This window comes from Photobacterium sp. WH24, from assembly GCF_019204055.1.
Lineage (GTDB): Bacteria > Pseudomonadota > Gammaproteobacteria > Enterobacterales > Vibrionaceae > Photobacterium > Photobacterium arenosum.
The window spans coordinates 637021-660519 of the sequence record NZ_JAGSOZ010000001.1; the positions used below are offsets into that span (position 1 = coordinate 637021).

The window sequence follows — 23499 nt, forward strand, 5'->3', positions numbered from 1 at the left end:
GATGAAAAGAACCTTATTACGTTCAGCTTTCTGGGTATTGCCGTGGTTACTCTTTGGTTGTGGTCAGGAGTTGCAGTCTGAGTCAAAGGCTTCACAGTCTGTGAGTGTCCATCAGGTTGGACTGGAACAAAGTTCACCGATTTTATCTTTCCCGGCTGTCGCTGCTGCTGCAGATAAATCTGTGTTGTCTTTCCGTCTGTCCGGTGAAGTGATCAAGGTCAACGTGAAGCCAGGCGAGTTTGTGAAAAAAGGCCAGTTGCTGGCGCAACTTGATCCGACTGATTACCAGCTGACAGTCAATGATGCGCAGGCGAAATTCAGTCTGGCGGACAGTCAGTATCGCCGCTCGGCAAAATTGGTTAAGCAGGGATATCTGGCCCAGTCGCAGTTCGATGAACTGGCTGCTCAAAGGCAAATTGCGCTGGCAAAGCTCAATCTTGCCAAGTTGCGTCTGACCTTTACGACATTACACGCCCCTTTCAGCGGGGTGATTTCTCGTGTGCCTGTTGAGCAGTTTGAAAATGTCCAGGTGGGCGAGGCTGTCATGAATATCCATAGCGCGACTGACGTGGATATCCTGATCCAGGCTCCGGACATGATTTATTCAAAAAACACCGCCAGACAAGTGCATCATAAGCAGCCAGGAATAAAAGTCACGCTGGATGACGGGACAGAATACACGGCGCATCTGAAAGAGTTTACGACAGAGCCGGATCCAGAGCTGGGCTCTTTCAAGGTGACACTCACTATGCCTATGCCGACAGAGCAGTTCATTCTTGATGGCACTTCGGTTGAGGTAAAAGTGGACGGACAAAAAATGCAGATTTATCGCTCGGATGAAGCGGTGATCCCGCTCAGTGCCGTGTTCAATGAAGATGGCGATGCTATCAACCCTGCCAATAAATTCGTGTGGATAGTCAATGATGGTAATACAGTGACAAAGCGCCAGATTGTGACAGATAAAGTCGTCCCGGATGGTGTGCGTATTGTGTCCGGATTACAGGAAGGCGACGTGATTGTGACTGAAGGCGTTAATCGCCTCCGTGATGGTCAGCATGTGACTGTTGTGGATCAGGAGGCAGCCAAATAATGAAACAGGATATAGCTACATACTTTATTAAAAATAAAGTCATCAGCTGGATGCTGACCCTGATCTTTCTGATCGGCGGGACAATGGCATTTCTGGAATTAGGCCGACTGGAAGACCCTGAATTCACGATCAAAGATGCCATGGTGGTGACTTCGTATCCTGGTGCGACAGCACAGCAGGTTGAGGAAGAGGTGACCTATCCGATAGAGAAAGCCATCGGCCAGCTCCCTTACGTGGATGAAGTGAACTCCATTTCAAGCCGGGATCTGTCTCAGATCACAGTGACCATGAAAAATAATTATGGTCCGGACGATCTGCCGCAGATCTGGGATGAACTGCGCCGTAAGGTTAATGACCTGAAACCCAGCCTGCCACCCGGTGTCGGCACCCCAAAAGTGGTGGATGACTTTGGTGATGTGTACGGTATTCTGCTGGCTGTGACCGGGGAGGGCTATACCTACCGTGAGTTAAACGATTATGTGGATTACCTTCGCCGGGAGCTGGAGCTGGTCGATGGTGTGGGTAAAGTACAGGTCACGGGCACGCAGCAGGAGCAGGTATTTATCGAAATCTCCATGCAGCGGCTCAGTAATCTGGGTATCTCACCGCAGACGATTTATGGCACCTTGCAGCAGCAGAATCTGGTGACCAGCGCCGGCGCCATTCGCGTCGGGGATGAATATATCCGTGTTCAGACCACAGGTGAATTCCAGAATGTGGATGCGCTGGGCGATCTGATCATCAAAGATTCCGGCTCTCAGGGGCTGATTTACCTCAGAGATGTCGCCACGATTGAACGCGGATTCAAGGAAGTCCCGGATAACCTGGTCAGCTATAACGGTAAGCAAGCCTTGAACCTGGGGATCTCTTTTGTTTCCGGTATCAATGTGGTCGAAGGCGGTAAGCGTGTAATGAGCCGCCTGGCTGAACTGAAAGTGCAGCAGCCGGTGGGCATAGATATCGGCGTGGTGTACAGCCAGCCGACAGAAGTGGATAAATCGGTCAGCGGTTTTGTGGTGAGCCTGGGCCAGGCCGTTGTGATTGTTATTGTTGTTCTGCTGTTCTTCATGGGATTGCGATCCGGTCTTCTTATCGGACTGATTCTGCTGTTAACCGTGCTTGCCACCTTTGTGTTTATGAAATGGATGGCTATCGACTTGCAGCGCATTTCACTGGGGGCGCTGGTCATTGCCCTGGGGATGCTGGTTGATAATGCCATTGTGGTGGTTGAAGGCATACTGATTGGTTTGCAGAAAGGGCGAACCCGACTGCAGGCGGCGTCTGACATAGTCACACAAACGAAGTGGCCGCTCCTGGGCGCGACCGTAATTGCTGTCATGGCGTTTGCGCCCATCGGTTTATCGCAGGATTCGACCGGTGAGTACACCCGTACTTTGTTTACCGTACTGCTTATTTCTCTGATGCTGAGCTGGTTTACGGCGATTTCTCTTACGCCTTTCTTCGCTGATCTGTTCTTTAAATCGCAAAAAGAGGCTGAAAGTGACGAAGAAAATGACGACCCGTACAAAGGCAAGTTTTTTGTCTTGTACCGACAGTTCCTTGAGCTTTGTATGCGGCGCGCCTGGCTGACTGTGATATCGCTGGTGGTCATGCTGGGGGTGAGCCTGTACGGCTTCACACTGATTAAGCAATCTTTCTTCCCCGCTTCAACGTCGCCTATGTTCATGGTGGATATCTGGTTGCCAGAAGGGACAGATATCCGGGCGACGAATGATGCGCTGAAACAACTGCAGCAGCAAATTGAGCAAGATGACAGTATTGATTATGTCAGCACCAGTGCGGGTAAAGGCTCGCAGCGCTTTATGCTGACCTATTCACCCGAAAAAAGTTATGCCGCATACGGTGAGCTGATTATTCGGGTGAAGCAGTTTGATGATGTGTTGCCGGCTATGTCTCAGGTTCAGGAGATCATTGGCAAAGGTTTCCCGAATGTCGAATACAAGCTCAAGCAAATCATGCTTGGCCCGTCTTCTGGCGCCAAAATTGAAGCCCGCCTGATCGGCCCCGATCCGACTGTGCTTCGCGGTCTGGCCAAAGAAGTCACTGATATCATGCGGGCTGATGCAGGCACAGCCAACATACGTCATGACTGGCGAGAGCGCACCAAAGTGCTGGAGCCGGTCTTCAATGAAAGTCAGGCCCGCCGTTACGGTATCACCAAAAAAGATGTCGATGATCTGCTGCAAATGGCGTTTTCCGGCCTGTCGGTAGGTATCTACCGCGAGGGTACTACCCTGATGCCGATTGTTGCCCGACTGCCGGAGCAGGAGCGTGTTGATATCAGTACCATTGAAGGTATGAAAATCTGGAGTCCGGCGGTACAGGGCTATGTGCCATTGCAGCAAGTGGTCTCGGTTGTGAATCTGCGCTGGGAAGATCCGCTCATCGCGCGTAAAGACAGAAAGCGGGTACTGACAGTCATGGCTGACCCCGATCCGCTTGGGGATGAAACTGCCGCGACGGTGCAAAAGCGAATTCAGCCAGCGATTGATTCACTGGACCTGCCACCGGGCTATGCGCTGGAGTGGGGCGGGGAATACGAGTCATCCGGCGATGCGAAAGCGTCGTTGTTCAGCTCGATGCCAATGGGCTACCTGATGATGTTCCTGATCACTATCTTCCTGTTTAACAAGGTGAAGGAAGCGCTGATTGTGTGGGCGACTGTGCCGTTGGCGGTGATTGGGGTGGCTTCCGGCCTGTTGTTGCTGAACACCCCGTTTGGCTTTATGGCGCTGCTGGGCTTTTTGAGCTTGTCAGGCATGCTGGTGAAAAACGGTATCGTGCTGTTGGATCAGATCGAAATCGAAATCAGCAGTGGCAAAGACAAATACCAGGCGGTGGTAGATGCCGCCGTCAGCCGGGTTCGTCCAGTCTGTATGGCAGCGATCACCACTATTTTGGGTATGATTCCGCTCTTGCCGGATGTGTTCTTTAAGCCGATGGCAGTAACCATCATGTTCGGCCTGGGCTTTGCGACCATACTGACTCTGATTGTGGTGCCTGTGCTGTATCGTTTATTCCACAGCGTCCCGTTGCCGGGCCGTGAGGGCTAAACCAGAGAATCAGCCTGGTTAGTACTTTCATGCTGATTCTTTCAACACCACCACCTGCCGTCCTCTCCGCATTCGCGGGGCGGACGGTGGTAAAGAGGGTGTTATGACACCGACTCACGGGTGGTGCTGCTCTGTGCCAGCATACGCTTGGTAATAACCGGATAAACAATCAGAGAAAACAGAATCATGCTGATTGCCATCGTCAGAAACAAAGGCTTGTAGCTGAAGTCTGCCGGCAGCATCAGGATCAGGGCAATGGATACCGCACCGCGTGCACCTGAGAAATTCAGCAACCAGAAATCAAGCCGCGACAGTTTTTTCGAATCTATACGCAGGACAGGCAGCATCAGCCAAAGCGAAATAAACCGCGCCGAAAAAAGCAGCACTATGGATAACAGTATGATAACGGCGGACAGGGTATCGGGAGATAGCAGGGTAAACACGCTGGAACCGAGCAGGAAGAAAAGCATCGCGTTGGCAACATAATCCAGATACTCCCAGATCTCCTGATGCGCAAGATGATTGGCATCATCCTGATAAGGCTTGTAACCGTAAGCCAGTGCCGCGGCAAACACGGCCAGAATTCCGGAAAAATACATTTCTTCTGCCAGCACAAAACTGCCATATGCCAATGCCAGCGTGATATTGGTTGTTAAGGTGTAATGCCGCTCATGCAGTAAAGTCAGCAGCCAGCGAGCGCCACGCCCGAGCACTGCACCGACAGCCAAAGCCCCCGCCACATGTGACACTAAACTCAGGCTGCTGCTTGTCAAATCAAATTCAGTACCGCTGAAAATCACTATCGAAAGAATACTGGCGACAGTGACCACAAAACCGTCGTTCAGTATGGACTCCCCTTCAATCAGCAGTTTCTGGTTTTCGGTCACGCTCTGGTTATCTTTGAATAAGGCGCTGATGGCCAAAGGGTCGGTGGCGGAAATGATGACCCCGAACAATAAAGCAGGCATGAAGGGCACCCCGAGCAGCCAGTGTATGGCGGCCGCAATCACAAACATGCTGATCAATATGCCTAAGGAGCCGGCCAGCGACGCAGGAATCAGCACCTGCCTGAAATGAAACAGGCAAATACACTGGGTGGATGAAAATACCAGCAGCGGCACGAAAAGATACAGCACAACATGCGGCTCCAGTACCAGATCTGGCAAATTGGAATCTGGCATGGCGGAAACCGCGCCGTAGATCAGTCCCAGCAGGAGGATCCAGGTAATGTCTGAAAACAGCCGCCAGCGGTGAGAAAAGAAAAAGATGGCGTTCAGGGCGACCCAGCCCAGTACGGCGAAAATGACAAGTGAAGGGATAGATTCATAACCAGTCACAGACACCTCTCCAAAAAAGTGATTGTTTTTTATACTTTAATCGTGCTGGAGAATGAAGCAAGCGGATTGTTTGAAGTGAGAACAGATTGGATGAGAATAAGGCTCCGATGCAGGAGCCTTATTTCGATGGCGTAGCAGGTTACTGAGCCACTTTCCAGCTGATTTGTTCACCGGCCCGGATAGGCACAACCTGATCGGCGCCGAATTCCATGGTGTCCGGCACCGCCCAGCTTTGTTTGGTCAGGGTGATAGTGTCGTGATTGCGAGGCAGGCCGTAGAAGTCAGGACCATTGTGGCTGGCAAAACCTTCCAGTTTGTCGAGTGCGCCTGCCAGCTCGAAAACTTCTGCGTACAGCTCAATGGCAGCATGTGCTGTATAAGAGCCGGCACAGCCACAGGCGGCTTCTTTTTGGCCTTTCGCATGCGGTGCTGAATCTGTGCCCAGGAAAAATTTGTTGCTGCCACTGGTTGCTGCTGCAATCAGTGCTTCCTGATGGGTGTTGCGCTTTAAAATAGGCAGGCAGTAAAAGTGCGGACGGATGCCACCTGCCAGCATATGGTTACGGTTATACAGCAAATGGTGGGCGGTAATCGTTGCGCCCACGTTTGGCCCGGCATTGTTGACAAAGTCGACCGCATCTTTGGTGGTAATGTGTTCAAGCACCACTTTCAGGTTTGGCATGGCAGCGACGATAGGTGCCAGTACAGTTTCAAGAAAGACTTTTTCGCGGTCAAAAATATCCACATCGTGCTTAGTCACTTCGCCATGAATCAGCAGCGGCATGCCCAGTTCCTGCATGGCTTCCATGGTGGGCAGCAGCTTGTTGATGTCAGTGACGCCTGAATCAGAGTTCGTGGTTGCTCCGGCAGGGTAGAGCTTTGCCGCGTACACATGACCGCTGGCCTTGGCTTTGCGAATCTCGTCAGGTGTTGTGTTATCGGTGAGGTATAGCACCATCAAAGGAGAGAATGTTTCACTTGGCTGAGCAGCCAGAATGCGATCACGGTAAGCAAGAGCGGCAGAGGTATCGGTAACGGGAGGAACAAGGTTAGGCATGATGATAGCCCGCCCCATATAACGGCTGATGTCCCGAACCGTATCCTTCAGTACATCGCCATCGCGCAAGTGTACGTGCCAGTCGTCCGGACGTGTGATAGTGATCGACGTCATAATAGCTCCCTCCAAAAAATTCGCCCGATTCTAAAAGTATGGCGTGACTAAGTAAAGCCGTATTCCCTAATTACCTGACCAAACCGCAATCGTTTACATCATTTGCCTTGTCTGTGATGGTGGTGCGGTTATGCATCGTCTGATCTCACGAAACATTGATCGAAAACAATCACAGAATCTGGCTGAGTGGTAGCGTATATATATGCCCATGGTTTCAATAAAATTAAGTGCATTCCATTGGCAGTTCTTACCTTACCTACAAAAGACAGAGTATAAAATGGCATCTATAACCAGAACACAAGATATTACGCCGCTAAAAGACAGCCCGTTTTGTGTATTAGTGAATGATATTGAGGTGAAAGCCGTACCCGGTGAAAGTGTCTTGAGCACACTATTAGCCAGTGAGTTCAGGCGTTTGATGAAAAACGATTTTGGCGCATCTTCAGGGGCTTTTTGCGGTATGGGCGTTTGCCATTGCTGCCTGGTCGAAATTAATGGGCGTCATAAGCAGCGTGCCTGCCAGACACTTGTCCAGCCCAACATGACAATCCGCACCTGTCGCAATCGGGTTATCGAAGGGGACAGCAAACATGTCTGAGAATATCGTGATTGTCGGTGCCGGCCCTTCTGGTATGTCGATAGCAACTACTTTGTCGGCATTTGGTATACGGTCAACAGTCATTGACGAGTCGCCAAAAGCCGGCGGTGTTATCTATCGCGGACCCTGGCGGGCAACACAAGCCATGCCGCATCTGGATGAAAGCCTGCAGAAGAACATAACGTTACAGCAGGCCCTAGTGACGGAGCACCAGCACAATATCGAATTTCTGACCGAAACGCGGGTACTTGGCCCGTTAGCCGGCAGCCAACTGCTGCTGTCCCACCATGGCAGGCTTTCTGCTCAGGATTTTGACTATTTGTTTCTGGCGACGGGCTGTCAGGAACGGAGTATTCCTTTTCCGGGTTGGCAGTTACCGGGTGTGATGCTGGCTGGTGGCATCCAGCTACAGCTCAAGAGCGGACTGGTCCTCCCTGGTCGGCAGGCGGTAATCACAGGGACAGGCCCGTTATTGGTACTGCTTGCCTGTCAGCTTCTCCGCTCAGGAGTCGAAGTGAAAGGTGTTTATGACGCCGCATCTTTCAGTGAGATGAGTAAGGAGGTGGTCGCGTTGCTTAATCGTCCGCAGATAGCACTGGAAGGTCTGTCGCTGCTTGCTTATCTCAGGTTGCATCAAGTACCGGTGAACTATGGCTGGGGGATAGTGAAAGCGGAAGGCAGTGTCAGTCTGGATCGTGTGGCCGTAGCACCCTATAACAGCAACTGGGAAGCTGATCGGCAGAAAATGCAATGGATAGAGGCCGATTTACTGGGCGTGGGTTACGGCTTTGTGTCCCGGTCCCAGCTGGCTCAGTTAATGGATCTTGAGGTAAGAGTGGATGAATTCAGCGGACTGATTCCGGTAACAGATACATATCAGCGCAGTAGCCGCCCGAATATTTTTTGTGCCGGTGACTCTGCCCGTTTTGCCGGGGCGGATGTCGCCATTGTGGAAGGTCAGATTGCGGCTCTGGCATTGGCGGCAGAGTTGTACCCGGACAAAGTGGCCGATGTAGCGGAACGCCTCTCTGACCTGCAGAAGACGCTCAAGCGTTTGTACCGTTTTCGTGGCGCTTTTGACCGCGTTAATCAGCGTAAAAAAGGGCTGTTGAACCTGCCCGACGCCGAGACTGTGATTTGTCGCTGCGAGCAGGTAAAGCGTTCTGATATAGACAAAGCGATTGCCAATGGCTGCCGGGATAGCATAAGCCTGAAAATGCGTACTCGTGTCACCATGGGAGACTGTCAGGGGAAAACCTGTAGTCATTATTGCTATGACAGGCTAGCAAATGAAGGCTTTCACCGTGAACAGGGCCAGTTTCGAGTCAGATTCCCATTAGATCCCATCCCTTTTGCTGCCATGGAGAACGAATAATGAAGCACTATGATGTGGTAATCTGCGGTGGCGGAGTTATCGGCAGTGCGGTGGCCTTCGCGTTGAGCCGTAACCGGGATCTGAATATTGCGCTGGTCGATTTCAAAAAACCGGGCAATGCGTCCCGCGCCTCTGCCGGCGGATTGTGGGCAATGGGCGAATCAACGGGGTTGGGGTGCGGGGTCATTCTGTTTAAGACGCTGTCAAAACAACTCCAGGAAGGGGCGGACGTATCGGGTGCTTCAGCCATGAAGCCGCATATCATGCCTAAGCCTTTTTTTGACCTGGCGATGATGTCAAATGCTATGTATCCGGCTTTAAATCAGGAGCTGCTGGAGAAACACGGTGTTGATATGAAATTTGAAAAAACAGGGCTGAAGTTCGTTCTGTTTGATCAATACGATCGTATTTATGCTGAACATATTGCGGCTGCTGTGCCAGATCGCCAGCAACACATTCGCTGGCTTGATAAAGCCACGTTACTGGAAGAAGAGCCGAATATAGCACCGGATGCCATTGGCGCAATGGAGTTCGATACCGACCACCAGATCAACCCTTATCGTCTGAACGATGCTTATGTCGAAGCCGCGCGCCAGAACGGGGTGGATTTGTACCTTAATACCTCGATCACAGCGATTGAGCGACAGGGTAACCGTGTAACGGGCGTGCAGACGTCCCGGGGTAAATTAAGCACCGGTATGGTCATTAATGCAGGTGGGGCATGGGCTGAGCAGATCAACGTGTGGGCGACGGGCATGCAGATGCCAGTTTTCCCGGTAAAAGGACAGGTGCTGGTGTCTGAAAGGTTGCCCAAAATACTCAATAGCTGCATTACCACCAGTGACTGTTATATTGCGCAGAAAGACAATGGCGAGATCCTGATTGGTTCAACCACTGAAGAGTGTGGCTATGACACCCGCACAGATTTGAACCAGCTTAAATCATTGGCCCAGGGCGCGATGAAGACGATTCCTCAGTTGCGCGACATGAATATTAAACGCTGCTGGGCCGGATTGCGTCCCGGTTCCCCGGACGAGTTGCCCATTCTGGGGCCAGTACCCGGTATTGAGGGTTATCTGACGGCTTGCGGTCATTTCAGAACAGGTATGCTGACCTCTGCGATTACCGGTAAGTTGTTGAATGAACTGGTACGTGGCGAACCAACCAGTGTGGATATCAGCCCATTTCTGTACGAGCGTTTTTTGCACGGTAATGTTGAAAAGGCTGGTGCAGCCTATTCAGCTACAGCGGGCTCAACTTCTGTGAACAGGATACCCAGTTCATGACCGTTCCCGAAATGGACAGCAAGGGTGGTGCTGTGCAACTACAGCGCTTTCGAATCAATGCAATCACAACAGGTGATTTCCCTTGAATCTTAGGAGTTTCTGCGGCTAAATTCAGATTATTTCGACATTAGATTCAGATAATGGAACCTTTACCATACTTAAGAGATATTCAGCTGAAACGAGAGAAAATTGACTCTTTTAGCCATTATCCGTTTTGTATTCCGGCAGTAAAAGGCCTGGATAAAATCGACTTCAGTCCGGAGGTCACTATTTTTGTTGGTGAAAATGGCAGCGGTAAATCAACTTTACTGGAAGCTATTGCTGTCGGTATGGGGTTCAACGCAGAGGGGGGAACGAAGAATTTCAATTTTTCGACCCGAAGTACGCATTCTGAATTGTATAAGTCTATCCGTTACAACAAGTCGTTCAGGCGTTATAAGGACGGTTTTTTTCTCCGGGCTGAAAGTTTTTACAATGTCTCGACCCATATTGATGAACTGGACGAAGCACCAGGTTTCGGGCCGCCTGTGATTGATTCATACGGCGGTGTTTCCTTTCATCAACTGTCGCATGGCGAGTCATTTCTGTCATTAATGGTCGAGCGGTTTGGCGGTAAGGGCTTATATATACTGGACGAGCCTGAAGCCGCTTTATCTCCTATGCGCCAACTCTCTGTGCTCAGTCGAATGCATCAGCTGGTTCAGGATCAATCACAATTCATTATTGCTACCCATTCTCCCATGATCATGGCGTACCCCGGCGCTCTGATTTATCAGATTGGCCCGTCCGGCATTCACCCGGTGAAATATGAAGAGACGGAACACTACGCGATTACGAAAGCTTTTCTGAATAACCCCCAACCCATGCTTGATGAGCTGTTTGTCGATTAACGAATTGCCAATTATAAGGACAGTCACGTTAATGTGTTTGGGGACAGGGATTGCAAGGACAGACATGTGGATTACAAGGACAGACACCTTAAAGAAAGTGCAAGCAAGGACAGTCATACAAAATGTAAAGCCATCAGGCTCTTCACTGAATTTGGTGAGTTGCTTATAAAACGCTGTTAAAAGTACCGATTTACAGCGTGCTGGAATGCAAAGTGAGATTTTATACCTCTGGCATGATTTCCAGGCGAGCAGTAGCATACGAATGTATCGCTGGTGAGGAGCTGTTTGCTGTGAATGGGTTAAGGGATCTGTAAACCGGTACACCGTTGCCGGTTCAATTTCGGCAAAACAGCTTGAATTGACGAGGTGGTGCCAATGAGGGTGCCTGTTGCTATCTTGGTGCAGATATTCAACCATGAAGCTGTATTAAAACCGAGCCGTTCAAGGATGGGATGCTGGGTTGAGCGGATATGGTGATGTTTTCCTTCTCTGATTTGCCGTCCGGTCCACTCAACCAGTTCAATATAATCGAACAGGTGAAAAGGCAGTCCTTCTGGCATATTGCTGCGCGGATTGCCCGCGAAGGGAAAAAGATTGGGCGCCGTTGCTTCGTTCTTTTGAAGCGATTTAATGCGCGCTTTAACGGAAGTGTAGGCGGAGGTTTCCGGTGTCTCCGAGATACCGGCCCGGATCGGATTTAAATCGACGTACGCCATGGCGGCAGCTAAAGCATTGTCATCCAGCAATGCCTGGCTTTTGAAGCGGCCTTCCCAAAAATGGCCAGTGCAGTCGTCTTCCTGATTGGCTTTGCTGGCAATGTACTGATTGAGCAGGCGCATGAACCAGCTGATGGAACAAAGCCGCTCGCGCCAGGTTTTGATGAGGGTTAAGCAAGCAGTCTGTTCGGCCTCGGATAAAGCCTCGTGCTTCAAAAAATGCTGAATCAGCACAGGGGCGCGATGTAAGGTGAGCCAGCGCTCAATAACTTCATGGTTCGAGAGGCGGTGGGCCTGCTCCTTGTTGATATGCAGAACGACATGGTAGTGATTGCTCATAATGGCGTAGGCGCAAACATCCACACAAAAGACACTGGCAATCCGTTTTAACCGCTTCTCAACCCATCCCCGCCGGTGTTCATAGCTGGTCTGGGTCAGTTCATCGTAGCCGCAAAGAAAGGAGCGGCGAACACAGCGGGAAACACAATGGTAGTAAGGCGTAGCTTCTATACTGATAAGTTGGCTGCGTGCTGTCGTCATTGGGAGTCACAATAATTGAACTGGATAAATATACAGTATACGTCTGTGCTGGCCGAAAAAAGGAGCAAATCACGAAGTGGGGATCTGGGTCAGAATCTCATGAAATTGATGAAGTTGTTTTTTTCTTCAGGTGTCTTCCTTGCAAGCATGGTATGTCTGTCCTTGTACGACTGTTGACCTGTCTGTCCCGGTACATCCCCCGATGGTCCTCAATGCTGGCTGGTCATCTATTTCGGTAAACCCGTGCGAATTAGCGTATTATGTCGTCACTGTATTTGCTGAAGACATTCATGACCATTCCAATAAAAAACATCGCTGTCCCTGAGGTTTCTTGCTCTACTTGTCAGGCTTGCTGTTGCCGCTTAGAAGTCATGATCATTACTGACACTGGCGTTCCAGAACAACACATTGCCACTGATGAATGGGGCGGTGAAACCATGTTACGTCTGGCTGATGGTTGGTGTTCGGCGCTAAACCGGGAAACTTTTATGTGTACCATCTATGAAAACCGGCCTTGGATTTGCCGGGAATTCGAAATGGGCTCGTACGAATGTCGGGATGAAAGAGCAGATTTAGCGTGATTATTGGGGATCAATCACGGTTCAGAAGCACAGCGTCTGTATATCCAAAGCGCCTACGGCAGTTGGATACAGTATAGATCGAGGCAAATAGACGCCTTTAAAGCGAGGCCAATATGGGTTTTGGACACCAAAGTTGGCCTCTGGGGTAACGGAGCAGCTTTATAGCAACTGCCGCCGATAAGCCAATCAAATGAACATCACTCTCAATTAACGTGAATGATGCCCGTCAGAGTCAGATTTTCACACAAGCGAAAAGGGCATTGCCTGATCTGTTATCCCAAGGGATGATTTTCTCATAGTCATGCTCAAAGACATGAACTTCAAAGTAGGGCTGCAGTATGTCTTTTAATTCATTGATAGTGACAGCAACCATGGGGTGTTCGTCATGCCATTGATGGGTTTCTTCAGCCGTGCTTCTTTCGATGCTGAGCTTTAACGACTGTTTTTCGCCGTCGCCACAATAATGCCAGCCCGAGTGGAAAGTGAACTGGCTGCCGTCGTGTTGGGCAGTGTGCCTGACAAATAAATCGTTATTGATTTTATCTTTGTCGACCACGTTAAAGCAGAACATCCCCTGATCGCCTAATGCACTGTGCACGCTGGCGATACAGTCTTTCAATTTTTCAATGCCATCGCTGTAATGGATGGAATACAGGAAACAGGTGATCAAGTCGACTGGGGACGTAATGTTGAAATCACTCATGTTTTGCAAAGTGAACTGTGCTTCCGGGCAACGCGTGGAGGCAATATCCAGCATCGGCTGATTGATATCCAGTCCGCTGCTCTGATAGCCATAATCAATGAAATGACGAACATGCGGCCCTGTCCCGCAGGCCAGATCAAGATGGGTATTTCCGTTGTTACCGAACAATTGATGGAGCCGACGAATACAGTGGCTTTGGGCCTGGTAATCGATATCGACACACATTAAGTCGTAATAGCCTGAAAGGTCTGTGTAAAGGGCGTTGGCGGACATAGTTGCCTGGTAGACTGAGCTGAAATTTTTGGGTGGCGCATAGTAAACCAATCTGCCGCAATTGCGAAGCAGATAAAAGTATCAGTAACTGAGCTTGTCGCTGGCTATGACGGGACAGACACGGTTATGACGAAAAGGGTGTTGGCGGGACAGACACTATGATTAAGGCCAGAAACTCGTTCTGGCCTATTGAGTGTTATTGTATTGATCAGAGGGTAAATCGCTGAACCAGGGCGTTTTGCTCTTTGGCCTGGTGATCCAATTTCAGGCTGGCACTGGTGACGCTTTCCATCGCCGCAAGGTTGGCATCGGCAATTTCGCTGATGTCTTCCAGGCTACGGGCAATACTGGCAGTGGTGCTGCGTTGTTCTTCGGTGGCTTGTACTATCTGGCTGCTCATATCGCTGATTTCAATAATGATGGCTTCAATTTCTTCCATCGCGCTGCTGGCTTCTGACGTCTGGTTGACGCTGTCTTCCATTTCGTTAACGCAGCTCTCAATCACCTGAACAGCCTGGCTCGAGCTGGATTGCAGCTCTTGAATCATAGATTCAATCTCGCCCGTTGAGGCGGTAGTTCGCTGAGCAAGAATGCGCACTTCATCAGCAACCACCGCAAACCCCCGCCCTTGCTCACCGGCGCGTGCGGCCTCAATAGCCGCATTCAGTGCCAGCAGGTTAGTCTGATCGGCAATAGTGCGAATCACATCCAGGATACTGCCGATATTACTGCTCATTTGCTGAAGCTGGTTCACCGCTTGCACCGACTGATCCAATTGCTCAGACAGTTGATGGGTGGTGGAAATATTACGGCCCATGACTCCACGGCCCGTTGCCGCGGCCGACTCGACATTTTTCACTTTATCGAGAGTGTGCTGAGCACTTTGGGTCACCTGAGCCACAGAATGCTCCATCTCTGTCATTGCTGTTGCTACGGACGCGGTTTGCTGGCGTTGTTCGTTCAGACGATCTTTGGCGTCAGCTGTGGTGGTCTGGTTCTGGGTGGCGACTTCAGTCAGCTCGGCAGAGGCATCGCTCAACTGGCTCAGCAATTGCTGCAGATGGTCAGCCAGCGTATTGATGTGATGGCTCAGTTGACCGAACTCAGCGTATTTGTTGTCAGTAATGCGCTTTGTCATATCGCCTGCTGTCAGTGCTTCCAGTGTGGTCAGCGTGGAAGCCAGCGGTTGTCTGACATTACGTGCCAGGAACCAGCCGATAACAACGGCCAGAAACGCGGCCAGACTGCCTAGCAGAACGGTATTTCGGACGCCCGTCTGGTAAGACTCACCTGCCTGAGCGATGGCCATATTCATGTCATCTCTTGCCTGGCTGCGGAAGCTTTCAAGCAAAGAGTTAGCATTGTTAATTTCTGCCGCCAGATTACTGATACTGGTATAGAGGCGTTCCTGGGCCTGAATATAGTTAAAATGCACATCCAGCACACCACCTGACTGACCTATGTCCTGATTGTATTGGTCAATCGACGAGTCAAAAGTCCGCTTGAGATCGGGGATCATCGAGGTTAGTGTGCGGTAAGAATTGCTGAGATGGTTAACCAGGCGCTTATTGTTTTTTATCGCTTCATTAATTTTTTCAACATCACTGGATGCCAGAGCATCAGATGTAATGGCTTCTGTCTGGCTGAGTTTGTCGAAGTAACTTTTTGCCAGCATCAGCTCAGACACCCGGCTGCGATCGGCAATCACATCTTTCATCCGCACATTGAGGTCGCGATGCAACTGCTGAAAGCGGCGGATGGATTGCTGACGAGCTTCATTGGCGGCTAACTGATCACGGTAGTTGCTCATGGCAACCTGGGCTTGGGTAAAGTATCTGCCTTCTAATGCTGTCAAGGCTTCCAGCTGGCTGCTCAGCGAAGGGTAGTCTTTCGCGGTATCGACAAGGGTTGTCAGCGTTTGGCTGAAATGATCGTAAGATTCAGTAAACTGACTTTCATACTGCTGCATTCGGTTTTGATCATTGGTGGTCAGAAAATCTTTGAACACTTTGTCGGCGACCAGTAGTTCCACGTTGGCCTGACTGGAAATGGTGACTAACGGAACGGATTCGGTGTTTACCGACTCTAATTGCCCATAGATAGTTTTGGTTTCCATCAGCGTTAGTGTGCTGGTGGTTGCGAAGAGGCCGATCATCACGGCGAAACCTGCGTACATACGCCGGATGACAGAAGTCTGTTTTTTCATTGCACTATCGTCCCTAAAACATCCCAGGCCGGACACAGCCCGAGGATTTCCTTGCTTACCAGTGTGGTTTTTATTTTGAGTGTTATTATTTTGTTACTCATACATCGTTTGCTTCACGACGTAAAATAAGTGTGCCTCAAGCCGTGACCGTGTCATCAAAATATCACCGTAATTTGCTAGGCAGGCGTTTGATGAGGATAACCGGATACTCTCTGCACATACTTTGGCAGGTGTAACAAAATGAAGATTTTGCAGTGAAATAATCGCAGGAAAATTGGTTTAAAACGACGTTCAATATTGCTCTGATTACGCGACTCACGCATACTCGGCAATGGTAGAAATCAAAAGATGGAGAAAGTCATGGCAGAAGAAACTATCTTCAGCAAAATAATCCGTAAGGAAATCCCGGCTGATGTGGTGTATCAGGATGATCTGGTCACTGCATTTCGCGATATTAACCCCCGAGCTCCAAGCCATATCCTGATCATTCCTAACAAGCTGGTTCCAACGGTTAACCATGTTGAAGCGGAAGATGAAGCGATGATGGGGCGTTTGTTTACCGTGGCCCGCAAACTCGCAGAAGCGGAAGGTATTGCGGAAGACGGTTATCGCTTGATTGTGAACTGTAATCCTCACGGTGGGCAGGAAGTGTACCACATTCATATGCACCTGTTGGGTGGACGACCGCTCGGCCCGATGCTGGTTGGTTAAGACTGGCGAATCTTCATGGCCTGCTTTCCGCAGAGATTTGTGGGCAGCCAGATGACAAACAGGATCGAATGAAAAAACATTTCCGGCACAAAACTCTTGTCTTTTTTTGCGCTTTTATTCTCTCGGGCTGTGCCAATTTATCCGGGCACAGCCTGTTCAGCCATTACAGCGCCAGCACAAAATCGAGCAGACACGCTTTGTATCAAGGCCAGATTCAGGGCGCATTAGACAGTCTGCCTGATGAGCCGGCTGGGGCGATTCTCGACGGCATGGAGCGGGGCAGGCTGACGTTGCTGACCGGCGATTACACCGCCAGCTTTGCAGCATTGCAGAAATCGGACAACGCGGTTAAAGAGCAGCAAGATGCAGCCCGGATTCAGGTGTCTGAAGGGTTGAACCAGGCTGGATCATTGTTCACCAATGACAATATGATCAGCTACCAAGCCTCTGATTATGAACTGGGATTTTTGCATTTATATCTTGCGCTGAACTACATTCATAATCGGGACCTGAATGGCGCGCTGGTTGAAATGCGCAGAGCGAATCAGGTTCAGGAAGCGGCCAGACAGCAGCGTGAATCTGAGTTAGCCTCGGCAGAAAATCAGCTGCAAAAAGAGGGGCTGACAGACAATATCGGTTCAGTGCTCGCGCGTTACCCGAATGCCGGGCAGACACTGGCAGCGGTGCAGAACGGCTATTTATTCTATTTGTCAGGCATGCTGTATGAAGCGGACGGTAATCTGAATGATGCCTATATCGATTTCAAACGGGCGTTAGCGGTTGCTCCCGATAATCCCTATGTGGCAGAGGCGGTGCAAAGACTGGCTGAGCGGTTGAGTATGAAAGATGATCAGCAGCTGTTGGCCAAAAAGTATGGCCCCTGGCAATCACCTCAGTCAGGAACTGGTCGCCTGATTATTTTAGATGAACAGGGCGTGGTACAGGCTCCCGAAGGCTGGCGTTTGCCGCTTTGGCTCTATGACAGCCAGGGTCAGAGTGTGCTTTACAATCTGGCATTGCCTCATTACCCGCCGCGTCCGGCAGTATTGCCGGGTAAACTCAGTCTTAACAATCGGTTACTGGCTGCGCCGCCTTTGGTTAATGTTGACCAAATGGCGAAACAGAGCCTGAGCGAAACGCTGCCAGTGCGGGTATTGCGCCAAAGCCTGCGAGTGATTGCCAAAGAGCAGGTCAGACAGTCGGCGGCGCGAAACGGTGATGAAGTCGGTAATGTTTTGGCTAATATATTCAATACATTAACAGAGCAACCGGATACAAGAAGCTGGCAAACTCTGCCTGCTCGGGTTGCTTTGTACCAGGAAGACTTGCCTCCCGGCAGCCATCAAATTCAATGGCAGGGCAGGTCGGTGGATGCTGAGGTTAAATCAGGCCGTACCACTATGGTCTGGATTTCCCGACAGGGTCAGTCAATGAGTGGCTGGTCGGTGTTATTAGGAGGAAACTAATGAAATATTTTGCAGTACTACTGTTAACTGTGATGATGGCAGCCTGTGCGGATACCACAACCTCTGGTATCAGTATTGATAGCAGTAACCAGTATGTGGTTATTGCTAACCCTTATCTGGCCAACCAGATTGGGATAGAAAAAGCCATTGTCTCACGTCAGAATGGCTTGCTTCAGGCCGGTGTGCCGGTAAACAGCAAGTCAGATACTGATATTAAGCTGCAGTACCGTTTTTACTGGTACGATGCCAAAGGCTTGGAAGTCAGCGGTAGCGAAAGCCCATGGCGGCAGTTCGTACTGCATGGTAAAGACACAATGACAATCAAAGCCATGGCGAAGAGTGCGGATGTCACCAATTACCGTATTTATATCCGTGAAGCGACCAGTACATGGTAAGCAAGTTTAGTGGGCTGATTGTAATCACCTCATTATTCCAAGAATGATAAAAACCGATTAAGGGTTAGAAATGAAAAAACGCGTCATAGCTTTAGTGGGAATTGCTGCCCTGATGGGGGGGTGTGCAAAACAGGTAACTTATGGAGATGCTCAGGGGGTAGAAACCACGACTTCTGAATTCGGCTCGACAGACCTGCAAAAGATTGCGGAAAACATGACAGACAGCATGCTGGCATCGGGCTCAGTGGGCGCGATTACTGCCGGTAAGCGTCCTATCATAGTGGTGGACAGCATCAAAAATAAAACCAGCGAGCACATCGATACAGAATCTATTACCGATTCAATCAGCACGCGAATGCTCAACTCAGGTAAGTTCCGTTTTGTCGATATGACGCGTGTAGAAGCTGTTCGTAAGCAACTGAACTTCCAGAATAACGATGAACTGGTTAATCAAAGTACGGCGATTCAGTTTGGCAAGATGGTTGGCGCGGAATATATGATGTACGGCAACCTTGCCAGTATCGTGAAGCAATCAGGCAGCGATAAAGACGTGTATTATAAAATGACTATGCGCCTGATGGATCTGGAAACCGGCTTGATTGAGTGGGCGGATGAAACTGAAATCCGTAAGCAGGAAGCCAAACGCTTGCTGGGCTGGTAAGTGCCTGACTCATCGTTTATTCAGCCGGAAGAATGGCCATTCTCCCGCATTGCTGGTTTCGATGTGCTGAATGCCCGCCCTTTGGGGGGCGGGCTCAGTAACCGATGCTGGCAGCTTGTTCTGCACTCCTCTACCTCTTCTGATTCACACGCGGTCTGGCGTCCTGTCAGCCCGGCCAGCCAGGCATTTGGCGTTGACCGTCAGCAAGAATATCAGCTGTTGTCAGCGATTCAGCCTTGCCCGTTTGCCCCGCATCCAATTGCAGAAACGCCAGCCGGTATACTTGTGGAGTGGATAGCAGGAGAGGTTTGTACTCATTCCCCATCGCCAGCCGTGATGATGGCTTTGCAGGCCAAGATTCACCGGTTACCTTTGCCTGGCTGGCGTTTAGCCGTACGTCAGCGGGCTGAACAGTATCTTGCTGCCATCTCACCGGAGGATAACGGGGAAGAACTGGCATCAGTATGCGCACATTATTTCAGCCATATTCCTCAAAGTGGGTTTCCAGACACCTGTTGCCATCATGATCTGGGATTTTACAATCTCATTCAACGTCCGGGCGGAGAGTTGGCCGTGATTGACTGGGAGTATGCGGCGGCCGGTGACCCTATGCTGGATCTGGCGCTGACGGTTCAGGCCAACCAGCTTGAAGTTGTAACGGCTGCGCAGCACTACTGCCGTTATCAGGGGGGTGACCCGGAGCTTGTCTCAGAAGCTGTGCAGCAGTGGCTACCCTGGTGCGATTTCTTGGCTATGCTTTGGTATTATGCTGGCGCAAATTTGTGGCAGGATGACACCTATCGTATTGAGGCAAAAGCATTGTTAGCGAAATTGGCTGTTGCCTGATTGCTATCGCCGGGTAAACCTGTCAGACAGTTTCTGGAGGAAGTACGCGTGAGTCTAGCCTGTGCTCGTTGGTATCGTCCGTTACTGTTGTTGTGTGTATTGGCTTTTCTCTCGGGGTGTGCCGCCCGCCTTGCCTATAACACGATGAACTATTGGGTTCCCTGGTATCTGGATGATTATGTCAGCCTGACCCCGGCGCAGGCATCCCGGTTTGAAAGCGAGCTGTTACAGGCTCAGGCTGTGCACCGTCGTCAGGAATTGCCAAAACTGCATCAGCATATTCTTGAATTTCAGCAGGATCTGCAACGTCCGCTGACTTCAGAGCAAATAAGAAGTTACCACTATAGCTTTACGGCACTGGCAGAGCAGAGTGCTTCAGTTTTTACCCCTCCGGCGGCAAACCTGCTGCGATACCTGAGTAATATCCAGATTGATCAGATTAACAGTAAGATCAATAAGGAACTGGATGAACTTCGGGTCAAAAGAGATAAGTTAAGCCAGAAAGAGAAACTTCAGCGCTATACCACCAGATTTGAGAAATTCAGCAAGGAATGGATTGGTTCACTGACGGAAGAGCAACAAACCATTATTGAAGAACTGGCAAAGTACCAGTTGGATATTGAGCCGGTCTTTTTTTCTGCGCGTCGCGGGCTTTATCAGCAATGGCAGGCGCTATTGTCACAGCGTCACCGTCCGGAATTTGATGCCAGGTTCGAGAGGTTATTAAGAGATGTTGTCGGTCTTCGCTATGCGCCGGTACAGTCTCAATTAGACCAATACCTTCAGCGCCGATTTACCTTAATGGCGCAGCTGAATCAGAGTTTGTCTTCTTCTCAGCGCCAGTACCTGATGAATAAATTAACCGACACGCGCAAAGAAATCGCCGTATTAATCCAACAGTAACCATTATCAATGACCTGATTAACCGCTTTAAATTTGTGGTTAATGGTAAATGCCGTATAGTTATTAACCTCAATACGGACATTTTTCAGGAGTCGCTTCACTATGATCATTTATCTGCATGGTTTTGATTCCACCAGCCCTGGCAATCACGAAAAAGTGCTTCAGCTGCAATTTATCGATCCCGATGTTCGCGCAGTGACTTATAGTACACTTCATCCCAAACACGATATGCAACATTTGCTTAAAGAAGTGGATAAACTCATTGCTGCCAGCGATGATGCACATCCGTTGATATGTGGCGTAGGGCTGGGGGGTTACTGGGCTGAGCGTATCGGCTTTCTCTGTGGTATCAAGCAAGTAATCATTAACCCAAATTTACATCCTGAAACAAATATGCAGAAGAAAATAGACCGGCCGGAAGAGTACGAAGATATAGCAACAAAATGCGTGTCTGATTTCAGAGAAAAAAATATCGGGAAGTGCCTCTGTATACTTTCAACTAATGATGAAGTGTTAGATAATCGATCCATAAATAGAACATTGGACGCATATTACCAAGTGATCTGGGACGATACACAAACGCATAAATTCAAGAAAATCTCCCAGCACTTACAAGCAATAAAGCAATTTAAAGCAACCAATTGAGTATATGCCTCTCCCTCCGCAGACGGATTGAAACGATCCTCTGCCCAACTCTACGTCAGTCAGAATTTTTACCTGGCAGGGCAATGTCCCTGCCGGTTTGTGCAAGATTTATAAAAACTAGAGGAAAAAGACTGTGACGAGAATCATCGTAGTTGGAGGCGGTGCCGGGGGCCTGGAATTGGCCACCAAACTAGGGCGCACCTTAGGCCGTAAACGAAAGGCAAACGTTACCCTGGTAGACAAAAACAGCAGTCATCTGTGGAAACCACTGTTACATGAAGTGGCGACCGGCTCGCTGGATGAGGGCGTTGACGCATTGAGCTACCGTGCGCATGCCAAAAATCATCATTTCGATTTCCAATTGGGTGCGCTGAAAGACATAGACCGCGATCGCAAAAGCATCACATTGCATCCGCTTTACGATGAGCACGATGAACTGCTGATCCCCGAGCGCGAGATTGAATACGATATTCTGGTTCTGGCTATCGGCTCGAAATGTAATGACTTCAATACACCCGGGGTGCGAGAGCATTGTATTTTCCTGGACAGTCCGGCGCAGGCACATAAATTCAGAACTGAAATGAATAACCAGTTTCTGAAGCTGCATGCACACAAAGAGCAGAAAACGGTTGATATCGCTATTGTCGGTGCGGGTGCTACCGGAGTGGAATTGTCCGCGGAGCTGCATAATGCCGTGAAAGAGCTGCGTTTGTACGGCTTTGGTGATCTGGACAGTTCCCGACTGAACGTCAACCTGATTGAAGCCGGTGAGCGTATTTTGCCTGCGTTGCCGCCTCGCATTTCAGCTGCTGCGCATACCGAGCTGACTAAGCTGGGCGTAAAAGTACACACGGCAACCATGGTGGTTAAAGCGGATGAAACCGGCCTGACAACCAAAGACGGTCAGCATATTCCGGCCAAACTGATGGTTTGGGCAGCGGGTATTAAAGCCCCGGATTTTATCAAAGACATTGCGGGACTGGAAACGAACCGTATTAACCAGCTGGTGGTGAAAGACACGCTACAGACCACCCGTGACGATGATATTTATGTGATTGGGGATCTGGCTGCCTGTACGCAGAAGGACGGTACTCTGGTTCCGCCTCGGGCACAGTCGGCTCATCAGATGGCCAGCCGCTGCTTTTCAAATATCGTCGCTAAGCTGACAGATCGTGCGCAGAAGCCTTATGTCTTTGTGGATCATGGTTCGCTGGTTTCCCTGAGTCGTTTTTCTACCGTCGGGAGCCTGATGGGTAACCTGACCAAAGGGTCGATGATGATTGAGGGCCGTATTGCCCGCGTGATGTATATTTCGTTGTACCGGATGCACCATATTGCGCTGCACGGTTTCTTCAAGACCAGCCTGATGATGCTGGTTGGACGAATTAACCGCGTGCTGCGTCCCAACCTCAAGCTACACTAAGACTATTGTGTCAGACACTTGGAGCTGGCACTCATACAAAAAACCGCCTGAAACGGCGGTTTTTTGTTATCTCTAACCGCACCTGTCACGGGCGGTGGTGATGGTTTGGCTATCAATTGATTTTTAATAATTCGACATCGAAAATCAACACAGATCCGGGACCGATTTTACCCATAGAGCGGTTACCATACGCCAGTTCAGCCGGGATAAATAAACGTACTTTTTCCCCTTCAACCATCAGCTGAAGTCCTTCTGTCCAGCCTTTGATCACCTGATTGAGGTTGAAAGCGATCGGCTCACCGCGCTCAACAGAGCTATCAAACACAGTGCCGTCAATCAGGGTACCGTGGTAGTGGACAGTCACCTTGTCCGATGCCTTGGGGTGCTCCGTTCCCGTGCCTGATTTCAGCACAGTATATTGCAAGCCTGAGGCTGTGGTTTTAACCCCATCCTGGTTTTTATTGGCTTCAAGGAAGGCTTGGCCTTCTTCTGCATTTTGAACTGCCAGCTGCTTATTGTTCTGGCTGCGTTGAAAGAAGAAAATCACCAAGCCGATGATAATGATCGCGAGAATAATTTTAAACACTGATATTCCTACCTTTTTTGTAT

21 protein-coding genes are annotated in these 23499 nt (G+C 49.9%); 15 read left to right on the forward strand and 6 right to left on the reverse strand.

Annotation, left to right across the window (positions count from 1 at the left end; translation table 11 throughout):
- Position 1: 1 nt before the first annotated feature.
- Together KCG43_RS02800 and KCG43_RS02805 are read left to right on the forward strand one after the other, a co-directional pair.
- Positions 2 to 1090 (forward strand): efflux RND transporter periplasmic adaptor subunit, encoded by a 1089-nt coding sequence (locus KCG43_RS02800; protein ID WP_192015352.1) that lies wholly within the window; start codon positions 2 to 4, stop codon positions 1088 to 1090.
- The gene (locus tag KCG43_RS02805; protein ID WP_218383137.1) at positions 1090 to 4164 is read left to right on the forward strand and encodes an efflux RND transporter permease subunit; all 3075 of its coding nucleotides are present in this window, start codon (positions 1090 to 1092) and stop codon (positions 4162 to 4164) included. The genes KCG43_RS02800 and KCG43_RS02805 overlap by 1 nt, the downstream gene beginning before the upstream one ends.
- A gap of 101 nt (positions 4165 to 4265) precedes the next feature.
- On the opposite strand, the gene KCG43_RS02810 is transcribed toward KCG43_RS02805, so the two are convergent.
- Positions 4266 to 5501 carry a cation:proton antiporter gene (locus KCG43_RS02810; RefSeq protein ID WP_218383155.1) on the reverse strand — a complete coding sequence of 412 codons (1236 nt, stop codon included), beginning with the start codon at positions 5499 to 5501 and terminating at the stop codon, positions 4266 to 4268.
- A 139-nt stretch (positions 5502 to 5640) separates the two neighbouring features.
- The gene (pyrC, locus tag KCG43_RS02815) at positions 5641 to 6672 is read right to left on the reverse strand and encodes a dihydroorotase (protein ID WP_192015355.1); all 1032 of its coding nucleotides are present in this window, start codon (positions 6670 to 6672) and stop codon (positions 5641 to 5643) included.
- 277 nt (positions 6673 to 6949) lie between these two features.
- Here pyrC and KCG43_RS02820 point away from each other — a divergent pair, with 277 nt between their 5' ends.
- The 4 genes from KCG43_RS02820 to KCG43_RS02835 all read left to right on the forward strand — a co-directional run bounded on the left by KCG43_RS02820 (position 6950) and on the right by KCG43_RS02835 (position 10821).
- Entirely contained in the window at positions 6950 to 7270 is a 321-nt protein-coding gene (locus KCG43_RS02820; protein ID WP_192015356.1) for a (2Fe-2S)-binding protein, read from the forward strand.
- Complete coding sequence (locus tag KCG43_RS02825) at positions 7263 to 8645, forward strand: FAD/NAD(P)-binding oxidoreductase (RefSeq protein ID WP_218383157.1); 1383 nt, start codon at positions 7263 to 7265, stop codon at positions 8643 to 8645. The genes KCG43_RS02820 and KCG43_RS02825 overlap by 8 nt, the downstream gene beginning before the upstream one ends.
- Positions 8645 to 9931, forward strand: a complete 1287-nt coding sequence (locus tag KCG43_RS02830) for an FAD-binding oxidoreductase (RefSeq protein WP_255557830.1) — start codon at positions 8645 to 8647, stop codon at positions 9929 to 9931. The genes KCG43_RS02825 and KCG43_RS02830 overlap by 1 nt, the downstream gene beginning before the upstream one ends.
- A 140-nt stretch (positions 9932 to 10071) precedes the next feature.
- Positions 10072 to 10821: an AAA family ATPase gene (locus KCG43_RS02835; protein ID WP_218383158.1), complete on the forward strand. Its 750-nt coding sequence runs from the start codon at positions 10072 to 10074 to the stop codon at positions 10819 to 10821.
- Positions 10822 to 11120: 299 nt separating this feature from the next.
- Here KCG43_RS02835 and KCG43_RS02840 read toward each other — a convergent pair whose 3' ends face one another.
- Positions 11121 to 12077: a transposase gene (locus KCG43_RS02840; RefSeq protein WP_218383159.1), complete on the reverse strand. Its 957-nt coding sequence runs from the start codon at positions 12075 to 12077 to the stop codon at positions 11121 to 11123.
- Between the two features lie 290 nt (positions 12078 to 12367).
- On the opposite strand from KCG43_RS02840, the gene KCG43_RS02845 reads away from it, so the two are divergent.
- Positions 12368 to 12658: a YkgJ family cysteine cluster protein gene (locus tag KCG43_RS02845; protein WP_192017532.1), complete on the forward strand. Its 291-nt coding sequence runs from the start codon at positions 12368 to 12370 to the stop codon at positions 12656 to 12658.
- Positions 12659 to 12890: 232 nt separating this feature from the next.
- Here KCG43_RS02845 and KCG43_RS02850 read toward each other — a convergent pair whose 3' ends face one another.
- Positions 12891 to 13634, reverse strand: coding sequence for a class I SAM-dependent methyltransferase (locus tag KCG43_RS02850; protein WP_218383160.1), 744 nt, complete (start codon positions 13632 to 13634; stop codon positions 12891 to 12893).
- Between the two features lie 208 nt (positions 13635 to 13842).
- Positions 13843 to 15840, reverse strand: coding sequence for a methyl-accepting chemotaxis protein (locus tag KCG43_RS02855; RefSeq protein WP_225445353.1), 1998 nt, complete (start codon positions 15838 to 15840; stop codon positions 13843 to 13845).
- Between the two features lie 360 nt (positions 15841 to 16200).
- On the opposite strand from KCG43_RS02855, the gene hinT reads away from it, so the two are divergent.
- The 8 genes from hinT (at position 16201) to KCG43_RS02895 (ending at position 22890) form a co-directional block, all read left to right on the forward strand.
- A complete protein-coding gene (gene hinT, locus KCG43_RS02860; RefSeq protein ID WP_192017530.1) occupies positions 16201 to 16551 on the forward strand; it encodes a purine nucleoside phosphoramidase in 351 nt (116 codons plus the stop codon).
- A gap of 68 nt (positions 16552 to 16619) precedes the next feature.
- Positions 16620 to 18017 (forward strand): COG3014 family protein, encoded by a 1398-nt coding sequence (locus KCG43_RS02865; protein ID WP_218383161.1) that lies wholly within the window; start codon positions 16620 to 16622, stop codon positions 18015 to 18017.
- Entirely contained in the window at positions 18017 to 18412 is a 396-nt protein-coding gene (locus KCG43_RS02870; RefSeq protein WP_192017528.1) for a YcfL family protein, read from the forward strand. Before KCG43_RS02865 ends, KCG43_RS02870 begins: the two co-directional genes overlap by 1 nt.
- A gap of 70 nt (positions 18413 to 18482) precedes the next feature.
- The gene (gene lpoB / locus KCG43_RS02875; protein WP_046219739.1) at positions 18483 to 19073 is read left to right on the forward strand and encodes a penicillin-binding protein activator LpoB; all 591 of its coding nucleotides are present in this window, start codon (positions 18483 to 18485) and stop codon (positions 19071 to 19073) included.
- On the forward strand, positions 19074 to 19919 hold the full coding sequence (locus tag KCG43_RS02880) for a phosphotransferase (protein ID WP_311568522.1): 846 nt from the start codon (positions 19074 to 19076) through the stop codon (positions 19917 to 19919).
- A gap of 48 nt (positions 19920 to 19967) precedes the next feature.
- Positions 19968 to 20822: a DUF6279 family lipoprotein gene (locus KCG43_RS02885; protein WP_218383162.1), complete on the forward strand. Its 855-nt coding sequence runs from the start codon at positions 19968 to 19970 to the stop codon at positions 20820 to 20822.
- A 102-nt stretch (positions 20823 to 20924) separates the two neighbouring features.
- Entirely contained in the window at positions 20925 to 21467 is a 543-nt protein-coding gene (ycfP, locus tag KCG43_RS02890; protein ID WP_218383163.1) for an alpha/beta hydrolase YcfP, read from the forward strand.
- Positions 21468 to 21600: 133 nt separating this feature from the next.
- Complete coding sequence (locus KCG43_RS02895) at positions 21601 to 22890, forward strand: NAD(P)/FAD-dependent oxidoreductase (RefSeq protein ID WP_192017525.1); 1290 nt, start codon at positions 21601 to 21603, stop codon at positions 22888 to 22890.
- 112 nt (positions 22891 to 23002) lie between these two features.
- Here KCG43_RS02895 and KCG43_RS02900 read toward each other — a convergent pair whose 3' ends face one another.
- Complete coding sequence (locus tag KCG43_RS02900; RefSeq protein ID WP_218383164.1) at positions 23003 to 23476, reverse strand: FKBP-type peptidyl-prolyl cis-trans isomerase; 474 nt, start codon at positions 23474 to 23476, stop codon at positions 23003 to 23005.
- Between the last annotated feature and the right edge of the window lie 23 nt (positions 23477 to 23499).

Bases quoted from the DNA above. Each gene is read 5' to 3' on its own strand.
- KCG43_RS02800 (WP_192015352.1), top strand. From the start codon at position 2: ATGAAAAGAACCTTATTACGTTCAGCTTTCTGGGTATTGCCGTGGTTA.
- KCG43_RS02805 (WP_218383137.1), top strand. From the start codon at position 1,090: ATGAAACAGGATATAGCTACATACTTTATTAAAAATAAAGTCATCAGC.
- pyrC (WP_192015355.1), bottom strand. From the start codon at position 6,672: ATGACGTCGATCACTATCACACGTCCGGACGACTGGCACGTACACTTG.
- KCG43_RS02820 (WP_192015356.1), top strand. From the start codon at position 6,950: ATGGCATCTATAACCAGAACACAAGATATTACGCCGCTAAAAGACAGC.
- KCG43_RS02825 (WP_218383157.1), top strand. From the start codon at position 7,263: ATGTCTGAGAATATCGTGATTGTCGGTGCCGGCCCTTCTGGTATGTCG.
- KCG43_RS02830 (WP_255557830.1), top strand. From the start codon at position 8,645: ATGAAGCACTATGATGTGGTAATCTGCGGTGGCGGAGTTATCGGCAGT.
- KCG43_RS02835 (WP_218383158.1), top strand. From the start codon at position 10,072: ATGGAACCTTTACCATACTTAAGAGATATTCAGCTGAAACGAGAGAAA.
- KCG43_RS02840 (WP_218383159.1), bottom strand. From the start codon at position 12,077: ATGACGACAGCACGCAGCCAACTTATCAGTATAGAAGCTACGCCTTAC.
- KCG43_RS02845 (WP_192017532.1), top strand. From the start codon at position 12,368: ATGACCATTCCAATAAAAAACATCGCTGTCCCTGAGGTTTCTTGCTCT.
- KCG43_RS02850 (WP_218383160.1), bottom strand. From the start codon at position 13,634: ATGTCCGCCAACGCCCTTTACACAGACCTTTCAGGCTATTACGACTTA.
- KCG43_RS02855 (WP_225445353.1), bottom strand. From the start codon at position 15,840: ATGAAAAAACAGACTTCTGTCATCCGGCGTATGTACGCAGGTTTCGCC.
- hinT (WP_192017530.1), top strand. From the start codon at position 16,201: ATGGCAGAAGAAACTATCTTCAGCAAAATAATCCGTAAGGAAATCCCG.
- KCG43_RS02865 (WP_218383161.1), top strand. From the start codon at position 16,620: ATGAAAAAACATTTCCGGCACAAAACTCTTGTCTTTTTTTGCGCTTTT.
- KCG43_RS02870 (WP_192017528.1), top strand. From the start codon at position 18,017: ATGAAATATTTTGCAGTACTACTGTTAACTGTGATGATGGCAGCCTGT.
- lpoB (WP_046219739.1), top strand. From the start codon at position 18,483: ATGAAAAAACGCGTCATAGCTTTAGTGGGAATTGCTGCCCTGATGGGG.
- ycfP (WP_218383163.1), top strand. From the start codon at position 20,925: ATGATCATTTATCTGCATGGTTTTGATTCCACCAGCCCTGGCAATCAC.